At 64.0% G+C, this 25306-nt stretch carries 18 protein-coding genes; 9 read left to right on the top strand and 9 right to left on the bottom strand.

Features of this window, described 5'->3' with window-relative positions:
* Nucleotides 1–310: 310 nt before the first annotated feature.
* Both ACW9I6_RS17475 and ACW9I6_RS17470 read right to left on the bottom strand, forming a co-directional pair.
* Nucleotides 311–922, bottom strand: coding sequence for an LbetaH domain-containing protein (locus ACW9I6_RS17475; RefSeq protein ID WP_087693858.1), 612 nt, complete (start codon nucleotides 920–922; stop codon nucleotides 311–313).
* Between the two features lie 47 nt (nucleotides 923–969).
* Nucleotides 970–2046 (bottom strand): sigma-54 interaction domain-containing protein, encoded by a 1077-nt coding sequence (locus ACW9I6_RS17470; RefSeq protein WP_003216996.1) that lies wholly within the window; start codon nucleotides 2044–2046, stop codon nucleotides 970–972.
* Between the two features lie 402 nt (nucleotides 2047–2448).
* Here ACW9I6_RS17470 and ACW9I6_RS17465 point away from each other — a divergent pair, with 402 nt between their 5' ends.
* The 6 genes from ACW9I6_RS17465 (at nucleotide 2449) to ACW9I6_RS17440 (ending at nucleotide 11359) form a co-directional block, all read left to right on the top strand.
* Nucleotides 2449–3525, top strand: a complete 1077-nt coding sequence (locus ACW9I6_RS17465; RefSeq protein ID WP_457339592.1) for an ABC transporter substrate-binding protein — start codon at nucleotides 2449–2451, stop codon at nucleotides 3523–3525.
* A gap of 14 nt (nucleotides 3526–3539) precedes the next feature.
* Complete coding sequence (locus ACW9I6_RS17460) at nucleotides 3540–4766, top strand: alpha/beta hydrolase family protein (RefSeq protein ID WP_177035539.1); 1227 nt, start codon at nucleotides 3540–3542, stop codon at nucleotides 4764–4766.
* Nucleotides 4767–4779: 13 nt separating this feature from the next.
* Nucleotides 4780–5988, top strand: a complete 1209-nt coding sequence (locus ACW9I6_RS17455; protein ID WP_008430959.1) for an LLM class flavin-dependent oxidoreductase — start codon at nucleotides 4780–4782, stop codon at nucleotides 5986–5988.
* Between the two features lie 4 nt (nucleotides 5989–5992).
* Nucleotides 5993–7549 (top strand): ABC transporter substrate-binding protein, encoded by a 1557-nt coding sequence (locus ACW9I6_RS17450; protein WP_087693861.1) that lies wholly within the window; start codon nucleotides 5993–5995, stop codon nucleotides 7547–7549.
* A 149-nt stretch (nucleotides 7550–7698) separates the two neighbouring features.
* Nucleotides 7699–10260 carry a TonB-dependent receptor plug domain-containing protein gene (locus tag ACW9I6_RS17445; RefSeq protein WP_177027873.1) on the top strand — a complete coding sequence of 854 codons (2562 nt, stop codon included), beginning with the start codon at nucleotides 7699–7701 and terminating at the stop codon, nucleotides 10258–10260.
* A 19-nt stretch (nucleotides 10261–10279) separates the two neighbouring features.
* A complete protein-coding gene (locus ACW9I6_RS17440) occupies nucleotides 10280–11359 on the top strand; it encodes an LLM class flavin-dependent oxidoreductase (protein ID WP_457339591.1) in 1080 nt (359 codons plus the stop codon).
* Nucleotides 11360–11456: 97 nt separating this feature from the next.
* On the opposite strand, the gene ACW9I6_RS17435 is transcribed toward ACW9I6_RS17440, so the two are convergent.
* From ACW9I6_RS17435 to ACW9I6_RS17405, 7 genes are all read right to left on the bottom strand, one after another.
* Nucleotides 11457–13235 carry a dipeptide ABC transporter ATP-binding protein gene (locus ACW9I6_RS17435; RefSeq protein ID WP_177035536.1) on the bottom strand — a complete coding sequence of 593 codons (1779 nt, stop codon included), beginning with the start codon at nucleotides 13233–13235 and terminating at the stop codon, nucleotides 11457–11459.
* On the bottom strand, nucleotides 13232–14068 hold the full coding sequence (locus tag ACW9I6_RS17430; protein ID WP_087693864.1) for an ABC transporter permease: 837 nt from the start codon (nucleotides 14066–14068) through the stop codon (nucleotides 13232–13234). Before ACW9I6_RS17430 ends, ACW9I6_RS17435 begins: the two co-directional genes overlap by 4 nt.
* Nucleotides 14065–15111: an ABC transporter permease gene (locus tag ACW9I6_RS17425; protein ID WP_177035535.1), complete on the bottom strand. Its 1047-nt coding sequence runs from the start codon at nucleotides 15109–15111 to the stop codon at nucleotides 14065–14067. Before ACW9I6_RS17425 ends, ACW9I6_RS17430 begins: the two co-directional genes overlap by 4 nt.
* Nucleotides 15104–16654: an ABC transporter substrate-binding protein gene (locus ACW9I6_RS17420; RefSeq protein WP_177027870.1), complete on the bottom strand. Its 1551-nt coding sequence runs from the start codon at nucleotides 16652–16654 to the stop codon at nucleotides 15104–15106. Before ACW9I6_RS17420 ends, ACW9I6_RS17425 begins: the two co-directional genes overlap by 8 nt.
* Before the next feature lie 3 nt (nucleotides 16655–16657).
* Complete coding sequence (locus ACW9I6_RS17415; protein ID WP_457339590.1) at nucleotides 16658–17833, bottom strand: LLM class flavin-dependent oxidoreductase; 1176 nt, start codon at nucleotides 17831–17833, stop codon at nucleotides 16658–16660.
* Nucleotides 17834–17992: 159 nt separating this feature from the next.
* Nucleotides 17993–18724 (bottom strand): class II aldolase/adducin family protein, encoded by a 732-nt coding sequence (locus tag ACW9I6_RS17410; protein ID WP_003216972.1) that lies wholly within the window; start codon nucleotides 18722–18724, stop codon nucleotides 17993–17995.
* Nucleotides 18725–18740: 16 nt separating this feature from the next.
* The gene (locus tag ACW9I6_RS17405) at nucleotides 18741–19784 is read right to left on the bottom strand and encodes an ABC transporter substrate-binding protein (RefSeq protein ID WP_457339589.1); all 1044 of its coding nucleotides are present in this window, start codon (nucleotides 19782–19784) and stop codon (nucleotides 18741–18743) included.
* Nucleotides 19785–20196: 412 nt separating this feature from the next.
* Between ACW9I6_RS17405 and ACW9I6_RS17400 the strand changes: the two genes are divergently transcribed.
* The 3 genes from ACW9I6_RS17400 (at nucleotide 20197) to ACW9I6_RS17390 (ending at nucleotide 25182) form a co-directional block, all read left to right on the top strand.
* Nucleotides 20197–21429: an acyl-CoA dehydrogenase family protein gene (locus tag ACW9I6_RS17400; RefSeq protein WP_177021448.1), complete on the top strand. Its 1233-nt coding sequence runs from the start codon at nucleotides 20197–20199 to the stop codon at nucleotides 21427–21429.
* A gap of 146 nt (nucleotides 21430–21575) precedes the next feature.
* Complete coding sequence (locus ACW9I6_RS17395) at nucleotides 21576–23342, top strand: ABC transporter ATP-binding protein (protein ID WP_457339588.1); 1767 nt, start codon at nucleotides 21576–21578, stop codon at nucleotides 23340–23342.
* Complete coding sequence (locus ACW9I6_RS17390) at nucleotides 23335–25182, top strand: ABC transporter ATP-binding protein (RefSeq protein WP_457339587.1); 1848 nt, start codon at nucleotides 23335–23337, stop codon at nucleotides 25180–25182. The genes ACW9I6_RS17395 and ACW9I6_RS17390 overlap by 8 nt, the downstream gene beginning before the upstream one ends.
* Nucleotides 25183–25306 lie beyond the last annotated feature (124 nt).

Raw genomic sequence — 25306 nt, 5'->3', positions numbered from 1 at the left:
CATTGGGTGACTGACACACCGCATTCGCGAGCAAGCCCGCTCCCACATTTGGACCGTGTGCGCCCTTGATCTTGCTCTGGCTTCTACCACTCAAGCCGGCCTGTAGGCCGCTGTGCTCTTGCTTTTGATTTTGATCTGGCTCTGACTGCCCCAATAAGCCCGAGCCACAGCAAGGCGCCGACAGGCGGGGCAGAGCCCTGTGCTTACTTTGGGCTGGGCCGGCATTCCGGCTTTTCCAAAGCGAGTCGCTGTAAGAGCGAAACCATAAGCAGCCGTTACTCAACTAACGGATATGTACACCAAAAACCCCCTACCCCTCACAATCGAAAACCTCCCCACGCCTAACCACACTACCCGCCGCAAGCACCGCTCCCGGTGCCAACACACCATTGGCTCCAACCCGCGACTGATCCCCAAGCAGCGCGCCAAACTTGTCACAGCCGGTGCGCTGCAACTGCCCGTCAATGCGCACCTGCACTTCCTTGTCGTCACGCTCGTTCCGGTAGTTGGCCACGATACTGCCGGCTTCCAGGTTAACCCCGCGGCCCAATACCGAATCACCGACAAAGTTGAAATGCGCCAACTTGCTGCCGCTGAAGACAAAGGACGTCTTGAGCTCGGCACCCGGTCCGAAGATGCAATATTCATCCACCCAGCAACCGCCGCGAAGGTAGGCACCGGCAGCGATAAAACAGTGGGCGCCGATGATCAGCGGCGCTTTCAAAACAGCGCCCGCCTCCACGACCGCAGTACGGTGCACGGCAATCTCGTCATGAATCTCATAGTCATCATCAGAAAGCCCCGCCAGCAATTTGCGAACGATTTCCGGCGCCTGGGTCACCAACTCCCACGGCGCAAGATCCACCCAGGGTGCCAGCGGCGAACGGGAAAAATCAGCGATGTAATCGGTCAGTCGAATCAACGTCGAGCCCTCTACAGATAGAGAAGCCCGAAACGCTAACACCCCCGTCACTGCCCGTCGAGCAGCACCGGTTTGCCCAACTCGCCGATCTTCTCCAGCCGCGCCCGCACGATGTTGCGGCTGATATTCAGCAGGCGCCCGGTCTGCAACTGGTTGCCATGGCAATATCGATAGGCCGCGCGAAAGATCGTCTCTTCGATGTGCTCGTAGAGGTCCGGAATGTTCTGTTCGAACAACGCAGTGAGCGCCGCCTCCAGGCTCACCGGCCCAGTGATCGCAGGCGCGGCCTGGTTCGCCTCGTCCTGGCGAATGCCGGAAGAACGCATGTCCACCAGGTGCAAATCCGGCGGCTGCACCAGTTGATTGCGGCACACCAGCAACGCATGGTGAATGGCGTTTTCCAGCTCGCGAATATTCCCCGGCCAGCTGTGTTCCAGGAGCTTGCGCTCGGCATCGATGCTCAGTGACGCGCGGTTGTAGCCGAGGCGCTGGCAGTGCTCTTCAAGAAAAAACTCCGCCAGCGGCAGGATGTCGCCGGGCCGTTCCCGCAGGGGCGGCAGGCGGATGGTGGCGACGTGCAGGCGGTAGAACAAATCCTCTCGGAAATGCCCAGCCACCACCGCGTCGGCGAGGTTGACGTTAGTGGCCGCCACCAGCCGCACATTGATCGGAATCGGTGTGCGCGAGCCCAGGCGCACCACTTCTCGCTCCTGCAACACCCGCAATAATTTGACCTGCATGTTCAACGGCAAATCGCCGATCTCATCCAGAAACAGGGTGCCGCCGTTGGCCGCTTCGAACCAGCCGGCCTTGTGGGTGGTGGCGCCGGTGAATGCGCCTTTCTCGTGGCCGAACAACTCACTTTCCACCAGGGTTTCGGCGAAGGCGCCGCAGTTCACCGCCACAAACGGTTCACGCCCGCGACGGCTCAGGTGATGGATATGCCGCGCGACCAATTCCTTGCCGGTGCCGGTCTCGCCGATGATCAAGGTGTTGGCCTCACTGGGGGCCAGGCGCTCGATACGCGCCAGCAATTCCTGTGAGCGCGGGTCCTTGAAGACCAGCACGGTGGCGCGCACCGACTTGGTCAATTCACGGGCATTGGGATGGGTGATCAGCGACATGGTGCATTCCTGGCAGTAAAAGCGCGTGTCAATAGTGCATGAAGTTTTCTATACCATTTAATTATTAATTAATATTTATATATTCCCAAAACGAATATACCAACACATCGCACCTCGCCTGCTGCTGGAGCAGCAATCAGCCAGCACCTGCGTGTGTGCAGATCAACACCAAGCCGTTGCCAGGCAGTTCTTCGAAAACCCGCAAAGCCACGTTCTACAAGGCGTGCAGCGCGTTTTTCGGCTGATGGCATGCAATCTGCTCTCTCCCTCTCAACGCCACCTGCCCTGTAGGAGCTGGCTTGCCAGCGAAGAGGCCCTAAAGCCTTGCACCGACTAAACGGACGCTTTCGCCGACAAGCCGGCTCCTACAGGGGGTCGCGATCACTTAGCAGGGAGATCCCAATGAAAAGATTCTGGCGCAACAGCATCGCCACCATGTTCGCTGTGCTGGTCAGCACCGGCGTGCTGGCCGAACAGGCGCCACCGGCGTCGGTGAAGATCGCGATCGTCGCCTACACCCAGGGCGGCAAACCGGTGTTCGGCGGCATCGCCGGGCGCGTCATCGAAGACGGCTGGCTCGAAGCGCAACTGCGTGAGCGCGGGGTCAAGCTGGAGTGGATCGCCCTGCCCCATGCCGGCGCCGGGCCGCAGATCAACGAAGGCTTCAGCAACAACAGCCTGGACTTCGCCGTACGCGGTGACCTGCCCTCGGTAATTGCCGGCGCCGGTGGCGTACCAGGCAAGCTGATCGTGCCCGGTGGCAGCGGCAACAATATTTACCTGGTGGTACCGGAAGGCTCCGCCGCGAACACCATCGAAGACCTCAAGGGCAAGCGCCTGGCGCTGCATCGCGGTCGGCCATGGGAGTTCGCCTTCAGCAACTTCCTGGCCAGCAAGGGCCTGAAGCTCGACGATTTCAAGATTGCCAACCTCAACCCGCAAGTCGGCGCCGCGGCTGTGTCTGCCGGCAAGGTCGACGCAGCAGTGTTGCTCAGCGAGGCCTATGCCCTGGAAGACAAAGGCGTGTGCAAGATCATCTGGTCGACCAAGCAAGGCAGCAACGACTGGCGGCTGGTGTCCGACCTGTGGGGCACCGAGACCTTCGTACAGCAGCACCCGGATATCACCCAATTGCTCGCCACCGCCTGGGTGAAAGCTGCGTGGTGGATTTCCCAGCCACAGAACCAGGACGCCTATTACCAACTGTCATCCCGCGCCGGCACCGCCGAGAGCGTGCTGCGTCGCGACGACCAGAACGACCCGGTGGCCTGGAAGGATCGCTGGGCGCCAAAAAGCGACCAGCAACTCAAGGCTCATTACCAGGCCCTCACCACCTACGCCCTGGCCAATCACCTGATTCGCGACACCTACGACATCGGCCCGTCACTGGCCACCGGCTTTACCAACCAGGCCCTGATCGACCTGAAACTCACCGACTACTGGCCGGCCCTGCGTGGCCAGGTCAGCACCAATCCGTAATAGGGAAATTGAGCATGAAACTGCCGCACTCCTTTGCCTTCGGCCTCAGCGTCCTGGCCCTGTCCATGAGCGTGTTTGCTGCCGACACCTACGCCCCCAAACCTGACCCGCTGCAAGGTGATGGCCGCGTCTCGGCTTTCTACACCTGGGAAAAAGCCATCCCGGCCGTTCCCGGCAAACTGCTGCGCAGCGAGCCGCTGGACAACACCCTGAGCCTGGCCAATGCCGCCAGCGCCCAACGCATCCTGTACACCTCCACCGACGGCATCGATAACAAGACACCGATCGTGGTGTCCGGCGCGTTGTTCCTGCCCAAAGGCACGCCGCCTGCCGGTGGCTGGCCAGTGGCGAGCTGGGGCCATGGCACCGTGGGCGTGGCGGATGTGTGTGCGCCGTCGTGGCAAGGTCGCTCCTACCGTGACGTGGCCTACCTCAATCGCTGGCTGGCCGAAGGCTTTGCCGTCGTCGCCACCGACTACCAGGGCCTCGGCGTACCCGGTGGCCATCCGTTGCTGAACAGTCGCATGGCCGCCTACGGGATTCTCGACGCCGCCAAGGCCGTGGTGGCCGGGGTACCCGGGCTGGCCGACAAAGTGCTGATCGTCGGCCAGTCCCAGGGCGGTGCCGGCGCCTTCGCCGCAGCCGCCTATGCCGCCACCTACGCTCCGGACCTGGGAGTGAAAGGCAGCATCGGCACCGGCGTGATCTACACCCTCGACTACGCGAAGAACCCCAGCGAGGAAGTGCGCAACAAGGTCGATCCCACCCTGGCCTACGGCTTCTACACGTTGCTCGCCGCCCAGCAATACGACCCGAGCATCAACCCCGCCGACTTCTATACCGACAAGGCCCTGCCGATTTTCGAGCAGGCCCGTACCAGTTGCCTGTTCGCCCTCGAAGGCGATGTCGAAGGCCTCGGCCTGAGCATCGCCAACACCAAGAAAGACTACAAGGGCAAGCAACTCGCGCCGTGGCTGGCGCAGGTGTCTTACCCGACGCTGAAAACCTCGAAGCCGATTTTCATCGGCACCGGCGCCGAAGACACCACGCCGGCCGCCGCGACCCAGGTCAAGCTGATGCAGGACGCCTGCAAGGCTGGCTCCATCGTCGAAGGCCACCTGTACAAAGGCCTGGGCCACAGTGCCACGGTCAATGCATCGCTCAAGGACTCGATCCCGTTTGCCCACAAAGTCATCAACGACCAGCCGATCACCCCGATCTGCGCCCCCACCGCGCAATAAGCAGGAGGCTTGCATGAGCATCGAATTCTTTACCCGCCTGCCCTTGCACGGCGAAACCCAGTTCCTGCCCGGCGACCCGCGCAACCGGGGCGACTGGCATCGCGGCGGGCCCAGCACCGGCGCGGTGTCGGGCTTCAGTGTCGGTGATCATTTCACCTACATCGACTACCTCGGGCAAATCGCCAGGGCTGCGGAGATCAACGGCTTTGGCGGCGCACTGATGGTCAACGCGCCCACCGGCGAAGAACCGTGGACCGTCTGCGCGCTGCTGGCCCGGGAAACCCGTACCCTGCAATTCGTCACCGCCTTCCAGCCTTACCACTACACCCCGTGGGTGGCGGTGCAGCAGGCGGCGACCTACCAGCGGGCCACCGGCAACCGCCTGGTGTGGAACATCATCAACGGCGGCTCGGACGTGATCCAGCGCCAGGTCGGCGACTTCAGCGACCACGATGAACGCTACGAACGCGCCACCGAATTCATGGACGTGGTCAAGGGCTATTGGCACAACGAGTCCTTCCACTACGACGGCAAGTTCTACAAGGCCGACGGTGGTGGCCTGCGCGGGCCATTGAAGAAGGCCAAGCTGCCGCTGATCTGTACCGCCGGCTCATCCATCGCCGCCCGGGAGTTTGCCGCCAAGCACGCCGACTTCTACCTGATGCGCGCCGAACACCCGGACGAAATCGCCGCCCTGATCGCCGACCTGCGCGAACGCGCGCTGAAGTGGGGCCGCACTGACATTCGCTTCGGCCTGTCGATTGACGTGATCACCCGGGAAACCGAAGAACTGGCCCGCACCGAAGCCAAACGCTTCTTCGACGAAGGCATCGCCCGCGGCGCGGTCAAGGCCGTGGCGGCCCACGCCGGGTTGCGTACGGCGCGCAAGCTCAGCTACGAGCACGGCTTCAGCGAAAAAACCGAGACCCAGGGCTTCGATGACTTCTTCATCCACCCCAATGTATGGACCGGTTTTGGCTACATCGGTATTCCACCGGGCTGTGCGCTGGTGGGCAGCTACGAGAACGTGGTGGCGCGGATTCGCGAGTACAACAGCATCGGCATCGACCTGTTCTTCCTCGCCGGCTATCCGCACCTGGAAGAAGCCTACCGCCTCGGCGAGCACATCCTGCCGCACTTTCGCAGTGAACGCGCCGAGTTGAGTCGTCCCCAGGAGCCGGTGTTGGAACTGCGCTCCGCCAACGGCCCGGCCGGAGTCTGATGCCATGAGCCTACTGCTTAGCCGTCGGGACTTTCTCGGCTACAGCGTGACCGTCGGCGGCGGCTTGCTGCTGGCCGGTTGCGGCCCCGCTGACACGCCCAAAAACGTCACCGGCAACGATCAACCCCGCTACGGCGGGCGCCTGCGCCTGGGGATTCTCGACGGCAACCAGAGCGGCAACCTCGATGCCCACAAACCCATTGGCAGCGGCATCGTTCGCGGCTTTGCGTTGTACAGCAAGCTCTGGGAATGGGACGAGCAGATGCAGCCGCGCCTGGCTCTGGCCGAGTTCGCGGAGCCGAATGCCGACGCCAGCAGCTGGACCCTGCGCCTGCGCCCCGGCCTGGAATTCCACAACGGCAAGACCATCGACGCCGACGACCTGATCTTCTCGATCCGCCGCCTCACCGACCCGCAGCTGGCCTCGCCCTACGCGGCGCTGCTGCACTGGGTGGACCGCGACAACCTGGTCAAGCTCGACAACCGCACCGTGCGCCTGAGCTTCCGGGAGGGGCGTAGCTACATGCCGCTGGCAGAAACCTGGGTCAATTTCGGCGGCATCGTGCCGGTGGACTACCACCCGGTCACCAACCCGGTGGGCGCCGGCCCCTACAAGCTCAAAAGCTTCACCCCCGGCCAACGCTCACTGTTTACCCGCTTCGAGAACTACTACAAGGACGGCAAGCCCTACGCCGATGAGCTGGAGATCATCGACTTCAAGGATCAGGTCTCGCGCCTGGCCGCCCTGCGTTCCGGGCAAATCGACATGGCCAACGTGATGCCCACCGAGCAGTTGCCGATCCTGCAAAAGGACCCGCGCCTGAAGGTGATCACCTCGGTGACCGGTAACTGGCTGTCGTTCGACATGAACCTCGACAAGCCGCCGTTCAACGACCCACGGGTGCGCGAAGCGTTTCGCCTGATGGCCGACCGCGAAGAACTGGTGCGCCGCGCGTTGAATGGCCAGGGCCGGGTGGCCAATGACCTGTATGCGCCCAGCGACCCGACCTTCAACCACGACCTCGGGCCACGCCCCTACGACCCGCAACGGGCGGCGCAACTGCTCAAGGACGCCGGCCAGGAAAACCTCGAGGTGGAATTGATCACCACACCGGGGCCTGGCTTGAGTTCGGCGCTGGTGCTGGCCGAGCAGGCCAAGCGCATTGGCGTGACCCTGAAGGTCAAGCAGGTGGACCTGGCGACTTTCCAGGGCCCGTTGAAAAACGACTGGACCCTGAGCACCGGCGGCAGCATCGGCGCGCCGTTCCTGGCCAGTGCGATCCATACCGACGCGCCGTTTGCGGTGTCCAACAAGACCCACTTCAACGACCCGCAATTCAGCGAGCTGTTCCTGGCCGCCATGGCCCAGCCCGACCTGGAAAAACGCAAGGCCCTGGTGCATCAGGTCCAGCAGATCCAGTACGAGCGCGGCGGGATGCTGATCTGGGGCTACGCCGACTTGCTCGACAGCGTTTCCACCCGCGTCGGCGGGGCGCAGTCGGAAGAGTCGCTGTTCAGCACCTGGCGCTTTGAAAAGCTCTGGCTCAAAGACACGGCCTGACCCACTTACAACGCATCGCCCTGTAGGAGCCGGCTTGCCGGCGATGGCGTCCGGTCGACCGGCGCAGGGCTCAAGGGCCTCATCGCCGGCAAGCCGGCTCCTACAAGGGACCGTGCGCTCTTCATTGTTTTTTATGGGGCATTTCTGCCATGCACGCTATCGCCTTGCGTTTACCTCTGCTGCTGGCCGCAAGCCTGCCAATCCAGGCGTTTGCCGCCGATACCCAACTGCAAACCGTGACCGTGCAGGCCAGTGCCAGCCAGTCCGATGATGATGCCCTGCCCACCCGCCCGCCGACGTCGGTGTACGGCGGCACGGAGACCAAGGTCCTCGACACGCCGCGTTCGGTGGTGCAGATCAACGCTGAGCAGTTGGCCAACGACTCGATCCGCAGCGCCGATGACCTGGTCAAATACGCCCCCGGCATCACCCGGGGCGGCGGCCAGAACGCCGGCATCGCCCCGCAGTTTCGCGCCCAGGGCTCCGAGGTGTTCCAGGACGGCCAGCGCGGTTACGGCGTGCGCCACCCGGCGAACTTCAACGCCTACGAAGGCGCCGACATCGTCGCCGGGCCGTCGTCGGTCACCTACGGTTCGGTGTCCGGCAGCGGCGGCTATGTGAACTACCTGAGCAAAAAACCCGACTTCAATGAGTTCAAGACCAAGCTCAGCGGTGAACTGGGCTCGTGGATACCGGACGGCACGTCCCGCAGTTCCAACAAATTCAGCATCGACAATACCGGGCCACTGAGCGACAACCTGGCCTACCGCCTGAGCATCACCAAGCAGCGCCAGCAGGACTTCTACGACAACGTCGACAACAATTTCGACGCGTTCTACGGCGCCCTCGCCTGGCGCAACGACAACGTGCGGGTGGACTGGAACGCCAGCTACGACAACTACTACGACTACAACATCACCCACGGCTGGAACCGCGCCACCCAGGACCTGGTGGACAACGGCAAATACTACGCCGGGCGCGCCACGCCGATTATCCAGAACGGCAACACCCTGTGGTCGCCGGTGCTGGCCTCTGGCGCCGCCGATGCGCCAACCCTCGGCTGGGTCAAGCGCCAGCGCAATGCCCAGGGCCAATACAGCGTGGTGGACGGCAGCTTCCAGACCGCCTCGCCCAACACCCAGAGCAACCCCGGCAGCCTGCGGGGCTGGGTGTATGACCCGACGCTGGCGGGCAACGGCGAACGCTCGCTGTCCTCGCAAACCGGGCAACGCAAGGAAGACGAAAGCAGCTCCCGGCGCTTTACTACGCAACTGCGCGTCGAGGCCGACTTGTCGCCCACCATCACGCTGGCCAACAGCACGTTCTACGAACGCTCCAAGGACATCACCGACGCCGTGGGTTCGTTCCAGGTGCAGTCCAAAGACAACATCTTCGACAACCGCTTCGAATTCCGCTCGCGCAATGAAACCCGCCTGGGCGGCTGGACCCTGCGGGATGACAGCAACACCGGCCTGATCTATCGCCGCGAATTCAACCAATCGATTGCGGCCAATAACAGCTTCGGCTCCACCATCAACGCCTATGACCTGACCCAGAACCCCTCGGGCAAGAACCCCGGCGACCTGCTGGGCCTTACCGGTGCCAACCCCGCCGGCGGCAATGGCGCATGGATCGGCCAGCCCGGCGTGCCGCAGTATTCCAACTACTACGGCTGGCTGAACCTGCCGCCGATGTACCCGGCCGGGCACGGGCTCTACGCCGAGTCTGTAGCGCCCTACACCGCCGAAAGCACCTGGACCACCAAGACCCTGTTCAGCCAGCACAACCTCAAGTACGGCGACTACTTCGGCCTGAACATCGGTGCCAGCCGCAGCTGGATCGAGGCCGAGATCGACAACCCGTTCGTGCTCGCCGGCGGCAACCCGCGCAAGGACAGCGACAACTACCGGCTGTTCGCGTTCCAGGTCAGCCCCTACGTCAAGCCCACGGAAAACACCACGCTGTATTACACCTTCGATCGCTCGCTGGCGGTCAACACCGGGTTCTTCTCCAACGGCCTGGGCTGGGGCAGCGGCAGTGGCGCCAACCAGCTCAACCCGTTGGCGTTCCAAAGCCTGAGCGTGTTGCACGAAGTGGGCGTGAAGGTCGAAGCGGTGCCCAACCAATTGTTCATGACCCTGGCCGCGTTCAAGCAGGCTCGGGACCAGGCGCCAGACAGCAACAACAGCATCGCGCGGCTGGTGATCAAGGGCGTGGAAGCCACCGTGCGCTATCAGCCGGATGACCACCTGCGCAGCGGCCTGAACCTGTCCAAGCTCAATGCCTACAACGAATTCACCTCCCAGGCGGGATTTGCATCGGCCGGGTTCGTGCCCGACAACGGCACGGTGTTCGGCGATAACAACAGCCTCAACCAGCGACCTTCCGGGCGTTTCGACGCGGTGCAGATTCCCGAATACACCGCCAGTGGCTACGTCGACTACCGCTTCGACTCGGGCTTTGGCGCCGAGCTGTCCGGCTGGTGGACCAGCAACTGGTACCTGAACCTGAGCAAGACCGTAAAGATCCCCAACGAATACAACCTCGACCTTGCCGTGTACTACCGCCAGCCGCAGTGGAGCACCACCTTGCGCGTGCTGAACCTGACCAACGAACTGAACTTCGTCAGCGGCCTGGCCGGCTCCACCAACACCTTCCTGCAACCGATGCCGGGCCGCACCTTGCTGGCCCAGGTCGACTACCAGTTCTAACCCTCAAAGGAGCCCCAGCATGTCCATTGAATTTGTCGGCATGATCTTCCCCCGCCAATGGTCCGAGACCCGTGGCGTGCGCAGCTCGGATTTCGACCTCGACTTTATCCGCCACCACGCCCGCGCCCATGAACACGCAGGCTTTGACCGGGTACTGATCGCCAGCGGGCCCGGCAGCGCCGACAGCCTGCAAATCGCCGCCTACGCGGCGGCGCACACCGAGCGCCTGGGCTTCATGATCGCCCACCGCCCGGGGCTCACTGCGCCGACGGTCGCAGCCCGCGCGTTTGCCACGCTGGACCACACCACCGGCGGCGGGCGCATTCGCCTGCATGCCATCACCGGCATCACCGCCGAACCCCAGGAAGGCGACTTCCTGCTGGACAAGACCGAGCGCTACCAACGCACCGACGAATACCTGGAGATCGTGCGGCGCACCTGGACCGCCGAGGAGCCTTTCGACTTCGAGGGCAAGTACTTCAACATCAAGGGCGCGTTTTCCCCGGTCAAGCCGCTGCAACAGCCGCATATCCCGATTTCGTTTGGCGGCTCGTCGGACATTGCCTACCAGATTGCGGTCAAGCATGCGGACCTGTATGCGCTGTGGGGCGAACCGTTGAGCGGTGTGGCGGAGCAGATTGCCAAGCTCAAGGCGGCGGCCAGTGCGGCGGGTGTACAGGCGCCAAGGGTGAGTTTGTCGGTGCGCCTTATCTTGGGCGCGACCGAGGAACTGGCGTGGCAGCGGGCCGAGCAGATTCTGGAGCAGATCAAGGCCAACCCGCAGTTCGCGGCGGGCAGCCCGTGGCAGAAGCGGATCAAGGGAACGGGATCGGAACGGTTGCTGGCAGCGGCGGCTTTAGGCGATCGGCATGACCGCGCGTTGTGGATGCCGACGGCGACGGCCGTTGGGGCGTATGGCGACACCACGGCATTGGTGGGCACACCGGAGACCGTGGCCCAGGCGCTGCTGGATTATGTGGATCTGGGGGTCACGACGTTTTTGAACCGGGGGTACGACCCGCTGTATGACACCGTGGATTATGGGCGGTGGATCATCCCGGCGGTGCGCGAAGAGGCTCGGCGCCGCAAGGCCGCGTAAAGGCGGCCTCCGCTATCGCCGGCAAGCCGGCTCCTACAGGTGTGCGCCTTTTACCGTAGGCGCCGGCTTGCCGGCGATCACTGCGCAGCAGTGCCAATCAGCCCAGCGATGGCGAATGCTCCAGCAATGTCTGCGTATACGCCGCCTGCGGCTGATCCAGCACGCTATCCACCGCGCCCTGCTCCACCACCCGCCCGACCTTCAGCACCAACACCCGGTCGGCAATCGCCCGCACCACGCCCAGGTCATGGGTGACGAACAGCAACGTCAACCCGTCCCGCTGCAACTGGCGCAGCAAATCCAGAATCGACGCCTGCACCGAGACGTCCAGCGCCGAGGTGATTTCATCGCAGATCAGCAGCTTCGGTTCGCACAGCAATGCCCGGGCAATTGCCACGCGCTGGCGCTCACCGCCGGACAGGCTATGGGGATACAACTCGCCCACCGAAGCCGGCAGCGACACCCGCTTGAGCACCGCCTCCACCCGCTCACGCGCGGCACTGCCTTTAACCGCAAAGAAGTGCTCCAGCGGTGCGCTCAAGGTTTGGTACACCGTCTGCCGGGGATTCAATGCCCGGTACGGGTTCTGGAAGATGTACTGAATCTGGTGCCGCAAGCCCGCCTCGCGCTGCCGTGCCTGTAACGGCAGCGGTTGCCCCGCGTAACGCAGCTCGCCTTCGGCATTCTCCCCCAACCCGGCAACGGCCCGCGCCAGGCTGGTCTTGCCGGAACCGGACTCGCCCACCAGCGCCAGGCACTCCCCCGGCAGCAATCGCAGGGACACGTCAAACAGCACCTGGCGGTCGTACGCCACGTTCAACCCGCTGATTTCCAGCAAGGCCTTGTCGGTGCGCGCGTCCACCGCAGCAATCGGCGCCAGGGCGATGCGCTGCAGCGGCTGATCATGGGGTGCAAGACACGCCACTTCATGCCCTGGCGACAGCGGCTGCAATAGCGGTTCCTGCTGCGAACACCCTGCCCGAAAACGCTCGCACCGCGGCCCGAAGCCACAGCCTTGAGGCCGCTGCCCAGGCGCCGGGGCATGCCCGCCAATCGCCCGTAATTCACGGCGCCCGGCCACATCGGGAATCGCCGCCAACAAGCCCCGGGTGTAGGGATGGGATGGCCGACTGAACAAGGCGTCCCGAGTAGCCGTTTCAACAATCCGCCCGGCGTACATCACCATCACCCGGTCCACCAGGTCCTTGATCACCGCCAGGTCATGGGACACATACACCGCCGCCACGCCCTGGCTTTTGCACAAGCGGCGCAAGGTGGCGAGGATATGCGCCTGGGTGGTGACGTCCAGGGCGGTGGTCGGTTCGTCCAGCACGATCAGCCGCGGTTGCAGGACAAACGCCAGGGCCAGCATCACTCGCTGTTGCTGGCCGCCGGACAGTTGATGAGGGAAACGGCGCAAGAACTGCGGGTCATCCGGCAAGCCGACATCACGCAAGGTTTCAATGATGCGCTGTCGCTGCGCCGCCTTGTCCAGGCGCAGTTGATGCACCGCCAGGGTTTCATCCAACAGGCTGCCAATGCGCAACGCCGGGTTGAGCGCCGTGGCCGGGTCCTGGGCGACATAACCGATCAGGCTGCCACGGGCACGGCGCAACGCTTCACCTTCCAGGCCCAATAACGCCTGGCCCGCGACATGCACCTGGCCACCGACAATCCGTGCGCCGCGTCGGGCATGGGCCAGCAGCGCGGTAGCTAAGGTGGTCTTGCCGGACCCCGACTCACCCACCAGCCCGAGGATTTCCCCGGCTTCCAGGCTGAAAGACACGCCGGACAACACGTCCACCTGCCCCGCCAATTCAACCCGCAAGCCACTGACCTGCAGCACCGTCGTCGTCATCTGCGCGATTGCATTCATGGCTGTTTTTCTCCCAGGCGTGCGCTGCTGCGGCCGATGCCTTCAGCGAGGATATTGGTGCCATAGGCAAACACGCCGATCAGCACGGCGGGGGCCAACACCGCCCAGGGCTGCACCAGCAACCCGGCCTGGTTTTCATTGATCATCAAGCCCCAGTCCGCCGTCGGCGGCGCCACGCCATAACCGAGGAAGCTCAGGCCCGAGAGCATGCCCACCCCCCAGGTCAGCATGTTGCCAAAGTGCACCAGCAACGGCGTAAGGATGTTCGGCAGGATCTCCTTGAACAGGATCCGCCGCCGCGAGTAGCCCATCATCTGCGCGGCCTCGACAAACTCCTGCCCCGCCACTGCCACCGCGCTGGCCCGCGCCAGGCGGATCACCCCCGGGATAAACGCAATCGACACCGTGAGCACGATCAACCACGGCGCGCGGCCGAGCATCGAGACAATCAACAACACCAGGATCAGGTCGGGAAACGCCAGGGACACGTCCGCCAGCCAGGTGATCAACTGGTCCAGGCGCCGCCGCGACAGCCCCGCGAGCAAGCCTAGGGTGCTGCCGACGGCCAGGGCAATGCTCGCCGCCGCCACGGACATCCACAGCACCGAGAGGCCGCCGCTGAGCAGCCGCGACAACACGTCATGCCCCAGGAAGTCATACCCGAGCAGCGCCCACCCCGTGGGCGCGCCGTACACCGGCCCGACCATGTCCGTCGAGCCATGGGGCGCCAGCAACGGACCGAACAGCGCCACGGCAATGACCAGCAAGGTGATCAGCGCGCCCTTGCGGGTTTGCGGTTCGGCCAGCCAGCGGGAAATTCGCGTCTTGCTCATGCATCACCTCGGGAGCGCCGCCACCACGGGGTGATGCCCCGGCGGTTGCGCGAAATCAGGGTCACGCGACGGGCCGTGCGCAGCTTGGGCGTGAGCAGCACCGTCAACAGGTCGGCCAACAGGTTGATCAGCACCACCGCCAGGGTGATCACCAGCACGATGGCCTGGATCATCGGCAAGTCGCGCATCTGGATCGCCGCGTTAAGCGCGGTGCCGATGCCGGGGTAACTGAAGATCACTTCGGCCAGCACTGCGCCGCCGATCAGCGTGCGCAAGGTCAGCGCCACGCCCTGGATCGCCGGGACCAGCGCGTTGGGCAAGGTATGCCGCCACACGATCCGCCAATGGGGAATGCCCCGCAGCCGTGCGGCGATCACGTAGTCGGACTCCAGCGCGTCGATCATCGCGGCGCGCACCATGCGCGTGAGGTACGGCAGCGCTGACAGGCTCAGGGCCACAACCGGCAGCGCCAGGAACGGCAACTGGCGCCATAGCGACTGATCCGGGTCGAGGATCGACACCGCCGGCAACCAGTCCATATGCGGCATGGAAAACAGCAGCACCAGGCCGATGGCCAACAGAAAGCCCGGCGTGGCCTTGAGGAAAATCAGCAACGACAGGCTCCAGCGGTCGAGGTGGCTGTCGCGGCGCAGCGCCAGGTACACACCGAGGCCCAGCGCCGCCGGCACCACCACGGCGATCACCCCGGCGAGCAACGCCAGGGTGTAGCCGAAACGCCCCCACAGGATGCTGCCGACCGGCGCGTTGGAATCCAGTGACACCCCGAGGTCGCCACTCAGGGCCGAGCCGAGCCAGCGCAGATATTGCCGCAGGATCGGTTGGTCCAGCCCCAGTTGATGTTGCAGGGTGAGGATGCTTTCCAGTGGCGCGTCGGGGCCGAGGATCACCCGGGCCGGGTCCGATGGCAGCGCCTGGGTGGCGATAAACACCACCAGGCTGATCACCCACGCGGTGAGCAGGCCGTAGCCCAGGCGGCCGATAAACCACGATAACCAGGCCGGCGTTCGCAGGGGTTTAGACATGGTTCAACCACAGCTCGTCAAAGCGCCAGGAGGCGAAGGTGGTCTGTTCCGGCGCAAGGCCGCCGACCCGTACCGAGGCGGCGTCCAGCACATCGTTGAAACCCCAGATCAGCAGGCCACCGCGTTCGTGTTGAATCTGCTGGGCCTCGTGCACCAGGCCTTTGCGCAATTGCACATCCGGCTGGGCCAGGGCCTGGCGATACAGCGCATCGAAACGCTGGTCATGGAAGTTGCTGCGGTTGTAGATCGCCAAGGGCGCGTCGTTGTGCAACGCCGATGCGAGGAAGCCACGGGCCGGGGTCGAACCCGGTGAGAGTTGCCACTGCTCGCGCTGCGGGCCGTTGAATACCGCGCCGTCGACCTGGGTAACGCGAACCTCCGCGCCAGCCTTCTTCGCCTGTTGCGCAAACACCAAAGCGGCATTAACGCCGGCGCCGGACGGGGTCGTCAGTTCCACCCGCAGATCGGTCTGCCCGGCCTGGCGCAGCAGCGAGCGCGCTTGCTCAAGGTCATGGGGGCGCTGCGCAATGTCGTGGTTGTAGGTGGGGTCGTGGGGCGAATACAGGTCATTGGCGATGCGCCCGAAACCGTTGAGGCCCCGGTCCACCAACTCTTGCCGATCAGCCAGCAAGCGAAACGCCTGGCGCACCCGTACGTCGTCAAACGGCGGCTTGGCCAGGTTCAGGTTGAAGCCGGTAAACGAGGTGCTGGGCGACACGCACAGCGACAGGCGCGAGTCGGCCTTGAGCAGCGCGCTGTGCTCGGCCTGCACGCCGCTGGCGACATCGATCTGCCCGGCACGCAATGCGGCCACCCGCGAGACCTGGTCCTTGAATTCGATGATTTCCAGTTCGTCGGCATAAGGCTGGCCGGGTTTGTAGTAATTCTCGAACCGGCTGTAGAGCGAGCGCTGGCCGGGCACGAAGCGCTTGAGTTTGTAGGGGCCGGCCCCCACCGGATTGGTGATGGGGTCGTAGTCGGTGGGCACGATGCCGCCGAAGCTGATCAGGGTTTCATCCAGCGGGAAAAAGCTCTGGCCCTGTTTGAAACGGATTTCGATGGTGCGCTCATCCAGCTTGCGCAGCGCATTGCGGTCGATGGCGCCCACCAGTCCGGCAAACGGCGAGGCAAGTTTCGGATCGGTGAGACGCAGCAGCGAGAACAGCATGTCGTCGGCGCCGATGGTCTTGCCGTGGTGGAACTCCAGGCCCGGCTTGATGCGGATGGTCCAGGCGCTGGCATCGGCGTTCGGCTCGGCGAACTCGGCCAGGGCCAGGCGGGTACTGACGTCGGTGTTCCATTCCCAGAACTTGCTGTACAGCGCCCAGCCGCGAATGATCCCGCCGCCCACCGGCTTGTGGGCATCGAGGTTGCCGGACTGGTCGCCGTCGATAATGCCGATGCGCAGGCGTCCGCCGGTGGTCGGTGTGGTCGACAACACCGCCGCCGGCGCCGCCCCGCTGTCACAACCACCCAGCAGCAAGCCGCCGCCGATGGCCAGGCTGTTGCCGAGAAACACTCGGCGGGAAAATCCTTCGCTCATCAGCTACGCCTCTTGCTGCTGCACGGCGTTCAGACGCGGCACATCAAAACCATGGTCCAGGTCGAGCAACGGGAACAGCAGGTCTGCTACCCGGTGCGCCTCATCGATCAGCGGGAAACCCGACAGGATGAACGCCGAGGTGCCCTGAGCTTCGTACTCACGGATACGCTCGGCCACTTGTTCGGCGCTGCCCACCAGGTAAGTGCCGGCGGCCGGGCCGAGGATGTTGAAGCCGAACAGGCTCGGGCCGAGCCACACGTTGGGGTAGATCTCCAGCTCGCGAGCCGTGGGCAGGCGGCCGGCGCGAATGGTCTCGACGTTGCGCTGGGTTTGCGGGTCGTCGCTGTGGTAATCCTCGAAGCTCACCCCGGGTGGCAACTGGCGCTCGATGGCAATGCGCGCAGTTTGCAGCGAGGTGCGTTGCAGCAGTTTCTCGGCGTGGGCCCAGGCTTCTTCTTCGGTCTCGCGCACGATGATTTGCAGGCGGGTACCGAAGGTCAGCTCACGGCCGATCTTCGCGGCTTCGGCGGCGACCTTGCGGAACTTGTCCCCCAGCTTCGGCGGCGTATTGGCGAAGCTCAGGTACACGTCCAGCAATTGCACCGAGTGTTCCACCCCTGGCCCCGAGGTGCCGGCGCCCCACAGCGGGATGCCCGGTTTCTGGTACGGCGGATGCCAGCCGCCCAGCGGATGCTTGGCCGCTCCGGGCGCACGCGGTGCGAGCTTGATGTATTGGCCGTCATAACCCCGAGTATCGCCGGCATAGAAGCCCTGGAAGGCGCGCCAGTATTCGAGGCTGAAGGCGTAGCGCTCATCGTGGGGGTAATGCACGCCGAGGGTCGCCAGGCCGGCATCATTGCCATTGACCACGTTGAACAGCAGGCGGCCATTGGAGAATTGGTCGAAGGTCAGGGCCCACTTGGCCAGGACTGCCGGTGACAGCTCGCCCGGGTGTTGCGCCACCAGGAAACGCAGGCGCTGGGTGGCGTCGATCAGCGAGGCGGCCACCGCCAGGCTTTCGTTGGGGCTGGAGCCCAGCAGCGAGCCGTAGAAACCCAGGCGATCACTGGCGACCGCGAGTTGCTTGAGATGCTGGAAGTCGGTCTTCCAGCGCCCTTCGGGCTCCCATGGATAAGGGCCGTCGGGGGTGGTGAGGTACCAGAGAATTTTTACCGCCATGGGGCAACATCCTTGAATGGAACCGCCCCTTGTAGGAGCCGGCTTGCCGGCGATGACGGTGGCACATCCAACAGGAATGTCGCCTGATGCACCGCTATCGCCGGCAAGCCGGCTCCTACAGGGGTCGTGGTGGTTTCAGTCACCGTGATAAGGGTGTGTTCAGTTTTTGCGGTCGATGGCGGGGACCAGGCCCAGCGCCGTGGCTTGCTCAAACAACCCACTCATCTTCCACTGCTGGGTCAACACCCCCGGCCCGTATGCCCGCGAACCGCCCAGGGCATCCGCCAGCAATTGCAGTTGCGCGCCCTCCTCCAGCAACAGGATGAACTCAGCCGTGGCCCGCAACCCCTGCTTGCCCCACACCGTGGAGCCGCCGTTGGCTTCGAGGATCGCCAGGTTGAAGGGGTTTTCCGCGATCTTGTCGAGGATGAAATCCACTTCCTGCTGGCGACGGTCGATGTACACCGGCAGTTCCCGCGCCAACTGGTAACGCTGCACCGGCACGTAATGGAACGGCAGCGTGCGGTGGGTCTGGGCCCAGGCCCCAAGGTACGGCGAGTGCACGTGGGAGACGGTGGTCACGTCTGCATGCTGCTGGAACAGCTTGGTGTAGCGCCCCAGGCCGCCCTTGCCCTTGCCGACAATCACGTTGCCGGCAAAGTCGGTGACGGTGGCCTGCAGCGGCTTGCGGTAGTTCCACGGGCCGCCGTAGTTGACCGACACCAGCAGTTCCTGGCCCGGCACGCGCTCAATAAAGCCCACGGTGCCGTTGGCGGTGATGGTGTTGGTTTCGCGGAAGACCGTGAAGGCTTCTTCGGCTTCCAGCAGGACCTTGTCGATAAAGGCCTGCAGTTCCTGGGTGATCGGTTGGGCGTGGACAATGGCAGTCATGGCAGTTTCTCCGGGTTCAGGCGCGGCGCTTGGCCAACAGTTCATGGGCAGCTTGCAGAGGGCGCGGGTCGACCCAGTCGGCGATCGCAAAATCGCGCTCCAGGAAGCCGTGCAGGTACAGGAAGTCTTTCTGGATGCCGAGGAAATCCAGGCGCTGGGCCGACAGGTCCGGCGCCAGGGTGGTATGGAAATCACCGCGATAGGCCTCGGCCACACCGGCACTGCCGGCGCGGGTTTCTTTTTCGAGAATCGCGTTCAGGCCGTCGCGATTGTTCGCGGCCCAGTCAGCCGCGTTCAGGGTTTGTGCGAGGAAACGCACCACCAGGTCAAAGTGATTGTCCAGCAAGCTCTGGTGGACGGTGATAGGGCGCGGCGTGCCGTTGTTGATGCGGTAGCGCGGCTCGGCGATCAGGTCCAGGTCGATGCCCACCACCAGGCCCAGACGGCGCGCGGCGTCGGCGGCCGAAGCGCCCTTGACGTACACCGCGTCCACTTCGCCGCGCGCCAGGTAATCGAGGCCCGACCACAGGCGTTGCAAACCTTCCTGTGGGTTGGGCGCCTGCTCCTGATCGTGCAGCGCGACCTCCACCAGTTGCACGTCATCAAAGCCCAGGCCGGCCAGGCTCAACGCGCCTTTGTAACCGTGCAGGCTCATGGCCCGGGCGATGCTCCCCGGACGGCTGTCACCCCAGGCCGGCAAGGCCAGGCGCTTGCCTTTCAAATGCTCGGGACGCGTGATGCCGGAGTCCGGGCGGACCAGGATGGTTTGCCATTCCTCGATCCAGGTCAGGCCGATCAAACGGCTCGGCGCGCCGGCGGCACGGGCGGCCAATGCCGGCACATTACCGCCTTCGCGAAACAGCCCCGGCAGCTCGTGATCGTAGTGGTGATGGCCCAGTTGACGGGCCTCCTGCAAGGTCGAGACTGACAGGCCGTCGGCGGCGAATTCGTCGCCCAGCCAACCGAGTTTGTAGGCGATGCCGGAGGCGGTCGGTACCGGGCAGCGGGTAAACCAGATCTGCTCAAGCGCTGGCTTGGGCAGGATCGCGGAAAGGGTCATGGGCAGCTCCATTGAATTGGGCAAGGCAGTCCATGGAGGTATTGCAGAGGCCGTGCCAATTGGCCAAAGCCCCGGTTTGCAGGGCTTTGGCGCAAAGAGTCGAAGTACTGTTGCTGGCCTGTCAGCAGCGCTGCTGCTGGCCCAGCAGTCACCCGTTCGCCACTGCTGCCCCAGCAACACTCCGTTATCGCAGGCCCCGCCAGGGGTGGTTTTCGGCATTGGCGCAGAACTTGCTCAAGGCACCTTCAATGCCCGACATCCAGCGCAATCCCCTGTAGGAGCTGGCGTGCCAGCGATGGTGGTTAACGATGACGTGTACTGACGGGTTTACGCGGTGCACTTGAGTCCATCGCTGGCAAGCCGGCTCCTGCAGAGGGGCTTAAACACACGGGCCAAATCAGGGGAAGAAACTATGAGTACGTTCGAACAGGTACCGGTACGCCAACTGCACAGCGAGGCCGAAGCCATTGCCGCAGCCAAGGAGATCGCCGTGGAGATCGCCGCGATTGCCGCCGACAGCAGCCAGAACGGCCAGTTGCCGTGGCGCCAGGCGCAACTGCTGTCCCAAAGCGGCCTGACCGCCATCGGTGTGCCCAAGGCATTCGGCGGGCTGGGGGCCTCGGTGCAAACCATCGTCGAAACCGTGCGCCTGGTCTCGGTGGCCGATGGTGGTGTGGGCCAGTTGCTGCAGATTCACAACGTGATGCTGCGGGGCATCTTCAACGGCTATCCGGATGCGGTGCGTGATCGCCTGGTGGCCGATGTGCTGGCCGGCAAGCGCTTTGGCAACGCCCTGGCGGAAGTCGGCGGCAAGAACAAGTTCGCCCTCAAGACCCGCGTCGAGCGGCGTGCAGATGGCAAGCTGGTACTCAATGGCAGCAAGTTCTACTCCACCGGTTCCTACCTTGCCGAATGGATCTCCCTGACCGCGGCCTCGGATGACGGCGGCGCCGGCGTGCTGCTCAACCGCAACGCACCGGGCCTGACCCTGGTGGATGACTGGGAAGCCTTCGGCCAGAAAAACTCGGTCAGCGGCACGGTGAATTTCGACAATATCGAGCTGGATGAAGACTTCGTTTCGAAGCGCAAGGGCCCGATGAAACGCACCGGCCTGACCTTCCCGCAGATCCTGCATGCGGCGATCGATACCGGGATTGCCTCGGGCGCGCTGACCGCGGCGGTGGAGTACCTCAAGCACAACGCCCGGCCCTGGGTGGAAAGCGGCGTGGACCACGCCAATGAAGAGCCGCACATCATCAAGCAGATCGGCGAATACGCGGTGGCCCTGCGTGCAGCCGAGTCGCTGTTGCGGGATGCGGCGCGGGTGTTCGACGCACATGAGCTGGACCCGGAGAACAAGGAACTGCAGGACGAATTGATCCTGTCGGTGGCCACGGCACGGGCGCATTCGGACAGTGCTTCGTTGAAGATCTCCAGCGATATTTTCTCGTTGCTGGGGGCCAGTTCGTCGCTGAGCAAATGGAACCTCGACCGGTTCTGGCGCAACGCCCGGGTGCATACCACCCACGACCCGATTCGCTGGCGCTTGCACCATGTGGGCAACTACTACCTGAACGGGATTGATCCGGGGGAGTACACGGCGATCCTCAATGCCAAGGAAACCCAGGGCGCTACCACTCGCTAGACCAGCCCAACACATCCCTGTGGCGAGTGAGCTTGGTCCCGCTGGACTGCGCAGCAGGCCCTGTTTTTGGGGTCGCTTCGCAACCCGGCGGGAGCAAGCTCCCTCGCCACAGTTTGGGAAGGATCAATAAACCCAATGAGCTTTTCATGATCGAAAAACACCCCCTTCTGCGCAGCCTGGCGATCTACCGCGAAATGCCCTGGCGCTTCGCTCTGGTCGCCGGGCTGTTCGTGGCCATCAACCTCGGCCTGGTCTGGCAACAATGGCTGATCGGCCATGCGGTCAACGATGTCAGCGCCGGTCGCGCAGTGATCCGCCACGCCGACGGCAGCCTCGATGCCAGCCTTGGCTGGCACTGGCTGTGGCTGATGCTCGCCGTGGCCCTGGGCCGTGGCGCGCTGCAATACGCCGCCAGCGTCATGTCCCTGGTGCTCAGCCAGGAACTGCTGACACGCCTGCGCGAACGCATCCTCGCCCAGGTGCAAAGCCTGCACCTGGGTTATCACTGGCAGCACGGCATGGGCGAGATGATCACCCGCACCACCCGCGATGCCGACAAGGTGCGTGACGCGCTGATCACCTTCTGGCGCCAGGTGGTGGAAACCCCGCTGGTGGTGTTGGCCACCGTGGGTCTGTTGAGCTGGTACAACCCGTGGCTGGGCTTGGTACCGCTGCTGCTGACCGTCACCGGACTGTGGATTTTCGTGATGCAAACCGAACGCCTGGTTGAACTCGACCGCAGCGTCGGCGCGGCCTACGACCGCGTCAACCAGGACCTCAGTGAAGGCATCGGCGGGGTGCGTGTGATCAAATCCTTTGCCCTTGAGCAGAGCCGTATCCAGGGTTTTTCCGAACAGGTTGCAGTGTTCGCAGGCTTGGCCCGCCAGGCGCTGGCCTATTCCAGTTCACGCATTCCGCTGCCCCAGGCCGTGGTCGCCCTCGGCCATGTGTGGATCCTGGTCTACGGCGCCCACCTGGTGGCGGCCGGTCAGTTGGGCATCGGTGAACTGGTGACCTCGCTGCTGATCGCCACCACCCTGGTATTTCGCATCGAAGGCATTGGCCGGGTGATGCAAACCTTCGCCGATGCCCGGGCCAGTGCCGAACGTATCTGGCAACTGCTGGACGCCCCCGCAGCGATACGCAGCGGCAGCGCCACCCTGCCCGCTTCGCCCCTGTGGTTGCGCCTGGAGCACGTCAGTGTCAGCGCTCCCGGCGGTGGGCGGGACATTCTGCATGACTGCTCGCTGGCCCTGGTGCCCGGCGAAATTGTCGCGTTGGTGGGCGCCACCGGCACCGGGAAAAGCCTGCTGGCCAGCCTGTTGCCACGCCTCACTGATGTGAGCACCGGGCGCGTGCTGCTGGGCCATGACGGCGCTGGCTGGCAAGACATTCGCGAACTTGACCTCGGTGCGTTGCGCCAACGGGTGCACGTGGTGCCGCAAGAGAGCTTCCTGTTCGCCGGCAGCCTCGCCGCCAACCTGCGCCTGAACGCTCCCGACGCCACTGATGAGCAATTGCTTGAAGCCCTGCGCCTCGCCGCAGCGGACGACATCTTGCTGCGCCTGCCCCACGGCCTGGCCACGCCGCTGGGTGATCGTGGCGTGACCCTGTCCGGCGGCCAGCGCCAGCGCCTGTGCCTGGCACGGGCGCTGCTGGGCCAACCGGACATCCTGTGCCTGGACGACGCCACCAGCGCCCTCGACGCCATCAGCGAACGGCACGTACTGAACAACCTACGAGAACTGCGCGGTACCACCGTGCTGGTGATCTCCAGCAAGTTGTCGACCATCCTCCTGGCCGACCGGGTGCTGATGCTCGCGGACGGCAAAATCGCCGCCACAGGCACCCACGCCGAACTGCAACACACCCACCCGCACTACCGCGACCTGCTGGGGATCGACCATGGCTAATCCAATCGCCGGCAAAGCCTTGAGCGATATCGAAATTGAAGAAATGCTCGCGAAAAAGGCCCTCGACCGCAGCATGTTCAAACGCTTGCTGCCGCTGCTCAGGCCAATCCGCCGCTCGATTTTCGCGGTGATCGGCATTGAGCTGTTGCTGGTGTTCACGGTGTTTTTGCGACCCTGGTTCGTGCGTGAACTGCTGGACCGTGGCTTGATTCAGCAGGCCGACCACTGGCTGTTGGACGAGCGCCTGGTGCTATGGCTGGGCGCGGGGCTGGCCGCCAGTTGGCTGGTGCGATTCCTGCTGGCCGGGGTCTCGCAGTTTGTTGCCGGTGGCGCGGCGATCCGCGTGTTGAACGCCCTGCGGGTGCAGGTGTTTGCGCATGTCCAGGGCTTGAGCGTCAGCTACTTCGACCAGACCCGTGCCGGGCGGATCATTTCCCGGGTTGACCGCGACGTGGACGCCCTCGAACCCTTGGTGATCCAGGGCCCGCCTGAACTGCTCGGTGCCTTGCTGCGCTGTGGCCTGGCATCGGTGATGTTGTGGCGTATCGACCCGCGTTTCTTCCTCAGCCTGGTGGCCACCGTACCGTTGCTGGTGCTGGCGACCTGGAGTTTCAAGCGGATCTCCCAGCGCAACTGGGCGCGGGTTGCGGAAAACCGCAGCCGTTTTACCGCACACCTGGTGGAAAGCGTCAGCGGCGCGCGGATGCTGCAGCAGTGCGCCCAGGAGACGCCGAACCTGCGGCGTTATCGCGGGCTGTTGGATGACTTCAACCATGCACTGATTCGCGGCAGCTTGCGCTCGGGGTGGTTTGCGCCCTTTACGGCGCTGCTGAGTTCGGCGGGAATCGCCTTGTTATTGCTGGTGGGCGGCTATGGGCTGGCGGCCGGTGAAGTGTCGGTCGGGCAAGTGGCCGAAAGTCTGTTTTACGTGTTCCTGTTCTTGGGGCCGCTGCAGGAGCTGTCGGACCTGTTTGAACGCTACGCCACCGGATCGGCGTCGGCGCAGCGGATTTTCCTGTTGCTCGATACCCAGGCGCAGATTACCGACAGCGCTAAACCGCGCCATTTGGGCCGAGCGCGGGGTGAGGTGCGGTTCGAGCAGGTGGGTTTCAGTTATGTGCCAAGTGCGCAGGCGCCGGTGATCAATGGGCTGGATTTGCATATTCCTGCGGGTGAGGTGTTGGCGATTGTCGGGCCTTCGGGGCATGGGAAAAGCACGCTGGTGCAGTTGCTCACGCGGTTTTATGAGGTGCAGTCGGGCGTGGTGCGGCTGGATGGGATTGATGTGCGGGAGCTGGCCCAGCATGCGTTGCGGCGCAATGTCGGGGTGGTGTTGCAGGACAATGTGTTGTTCAGCGGGAGCATTCTCGACAACTTGCGGTTGGCGGCGCCGTTGGCGGATGACGCGACCCTGGTCGCGGCGGCCCGGGAGCTGGGCGCCGATGAGGTATTGGAGCGGTTGCCGCATCAGTACCACACCGAGGTTGGGCCTTTGGGAGCGCATTTGAGTCATGGGCAGCGGCAGCTCGTTTGCCTGGTGCGGGCGTATCTGGCGGACCCGGCGGTGCTGGTGCTGGATGAGGCGACTTCGGCGGTGGACATTCACACAGAGCGGCGGATTCAACGGGCGTTGCGCAGGCTGTGTCTGGGGCGCACGGCGATCATCATTGCCCATCGGCTGGCGACGATCCGGGATGCGGACCGGATTGCCGTGGTTCGGCATGGGCAGGTCGTTGAGCTTGGGGCGCATGATGCGTTGATTGATCGTGGGGGGGCTTATGCGGCGTTGTATCAGACGTATTTGCGCAGTGCACGGGTGGGGGATTTGGTGGCTGGGTGATTGGGGGTATATCCGTTTTTGGGTGATGTTTGAGATTGGTTCCGCTCTTACAGCGGCTCACTTTTGAACAGCCGGAATGCCGGCCCAGTCAAAAGTAAGCAAAACGCTCTTGCCCCACCACTCG

The sequence above is a fragment of the Pseudomonas sp. SDO5522_S412 genome, assembly GCF_054071215.1.
Note: the sequence above shows the minus strand (reverse complement) of the source record. Positions and strands in the feature narration are given on the sequence as shown.

Excerpts from the sequence above, each read along its gene's own strand:
- ACW9I6_RS17460 (WP_177035539.1), top strand. The coding sequence starts at position 3,540 with ATGAAACTGCCGCACTCCTTTGCCTTCGGCCTCAGCGTCCTGGCCCTG.
- ACW9I6_RS17390 (WP_457339587.1), top strand. The coding sequence starts at position 23,335 with ATGGCTAATCCAATCGCCGGCAAAGCCTTGAGCGATATCGAAATTGAA.
- ACW9I6_RS17455 (WP_008430959.1), top strand. The coding sequence starts at position 4,780 with ATGAGCATCGAATTCTTTACCCGCCTGCCCTTGCACGGCGAAACCCAG.
- ACW9I6_RS17465 (WP_457339592.1), top strand. The coding sequence starts at position 2,449 with ATGAAAAGATTCTGGCGCAACAGCATCGCCACCATGTTCGCTGTGCTG.
- ACW9I6_RS17435 (WP_177035536.1), bottom strand. The coding sequence starts at position 13,235 with ATGAATGCAATCGCGCAGATGACGACGACGGTGCTGCAGGTCAGTGGC.
- ACW9I6_RS17400 (WP_177021448.1), top strand. The coding sequence starts at position 20,197 with ATGAGTACGTTCGAACAGGTACCGGTACGCCAACTGCACAGCGAGGCC.
- ACW9I6_RS17450 (WP_087693861.1), top strand. The coding sequence starts at position 5,993 with ATGAGCCTACTGCTTAGCCGTCGGGACTTTCTCGGCTACAGCGTGACC.
- ACW9I6_RS17430 (WP_087693864.1), bottom strand. The coding sequence starts at position 14,068 with ATGAGCAAGACGCGAATTTCCCGCTGGCTGGCCGAACCGCAAACCCGC.
- ACW9I6_RS17445 (WP_177027873.1), top strand. The coding sequence starts at position 7,699 with ATGCACGCTATCGCCTTGCGTTTACCTCTGCTGCTGGCCGCAAGCCTG.
- ACW9I6_RS17440 (WP_457339591.1), top strand. The coding sequence starts at position 10,280 with ATGTCCATTGAATTTGTCGGCATGATCTTCCCCCGCCAATGGTCCGAG.
- ACW9I6_RS17425 (WP_177035535.1), bottom strand. The coding sequence starts at position 15,111 with ATGTCTAAACCCCTGCGAACGCCGGCCTGGTTATCGTGGTTTATCGGC.
- ACW9I6_RS17420 (WP_177027870.1), bottom strand. The coding sequence starts at position 16,654 with ATGAGCGAAGGATTTTCCCGCCGAGTGTTTCTCGGCAACAGCCTGGCC.
- ACW9I6_RS17415 (WP_457339590.1), bottom strand. The coding sequence starts at position 17,833 with ATGGCGGTAAAAATTCTCTGGTACCTCACCACCCCCGACGGCCCTTAT.
- ACW9I6_RS17470 (WP_003216996.1), bottom strand. The coding sequence starts at position 2,046 with ATGTCGCTGATCACCCATCCCAATGCCCGTGAATTGACCAAGTCGGTG.
- ACW9I6_RS17395 (WP_457339588.1), top strand. The coding sequence starts at position 21,576 with ATGATCGAAAAACACCCCCTTCTGCGCAGCCTGGCGATCTACCGCGAA.
- ACW9I6_RS17410 (WP_003216972.1), bottom strand. The coding sequence starts at position 18,724 with ATGACTGCCATTGTCCACGCCCAACCGATCACCCAGGAACTGCAGGCC.
- ACW9I6_RS17405 (WP_457339589.1), bottom strand. The coding sequence starts at position 19,784 with ATGACCCTTTCCGCGATCCTGCCCAAGCCAGCGCTTGAGCAGATCTGG.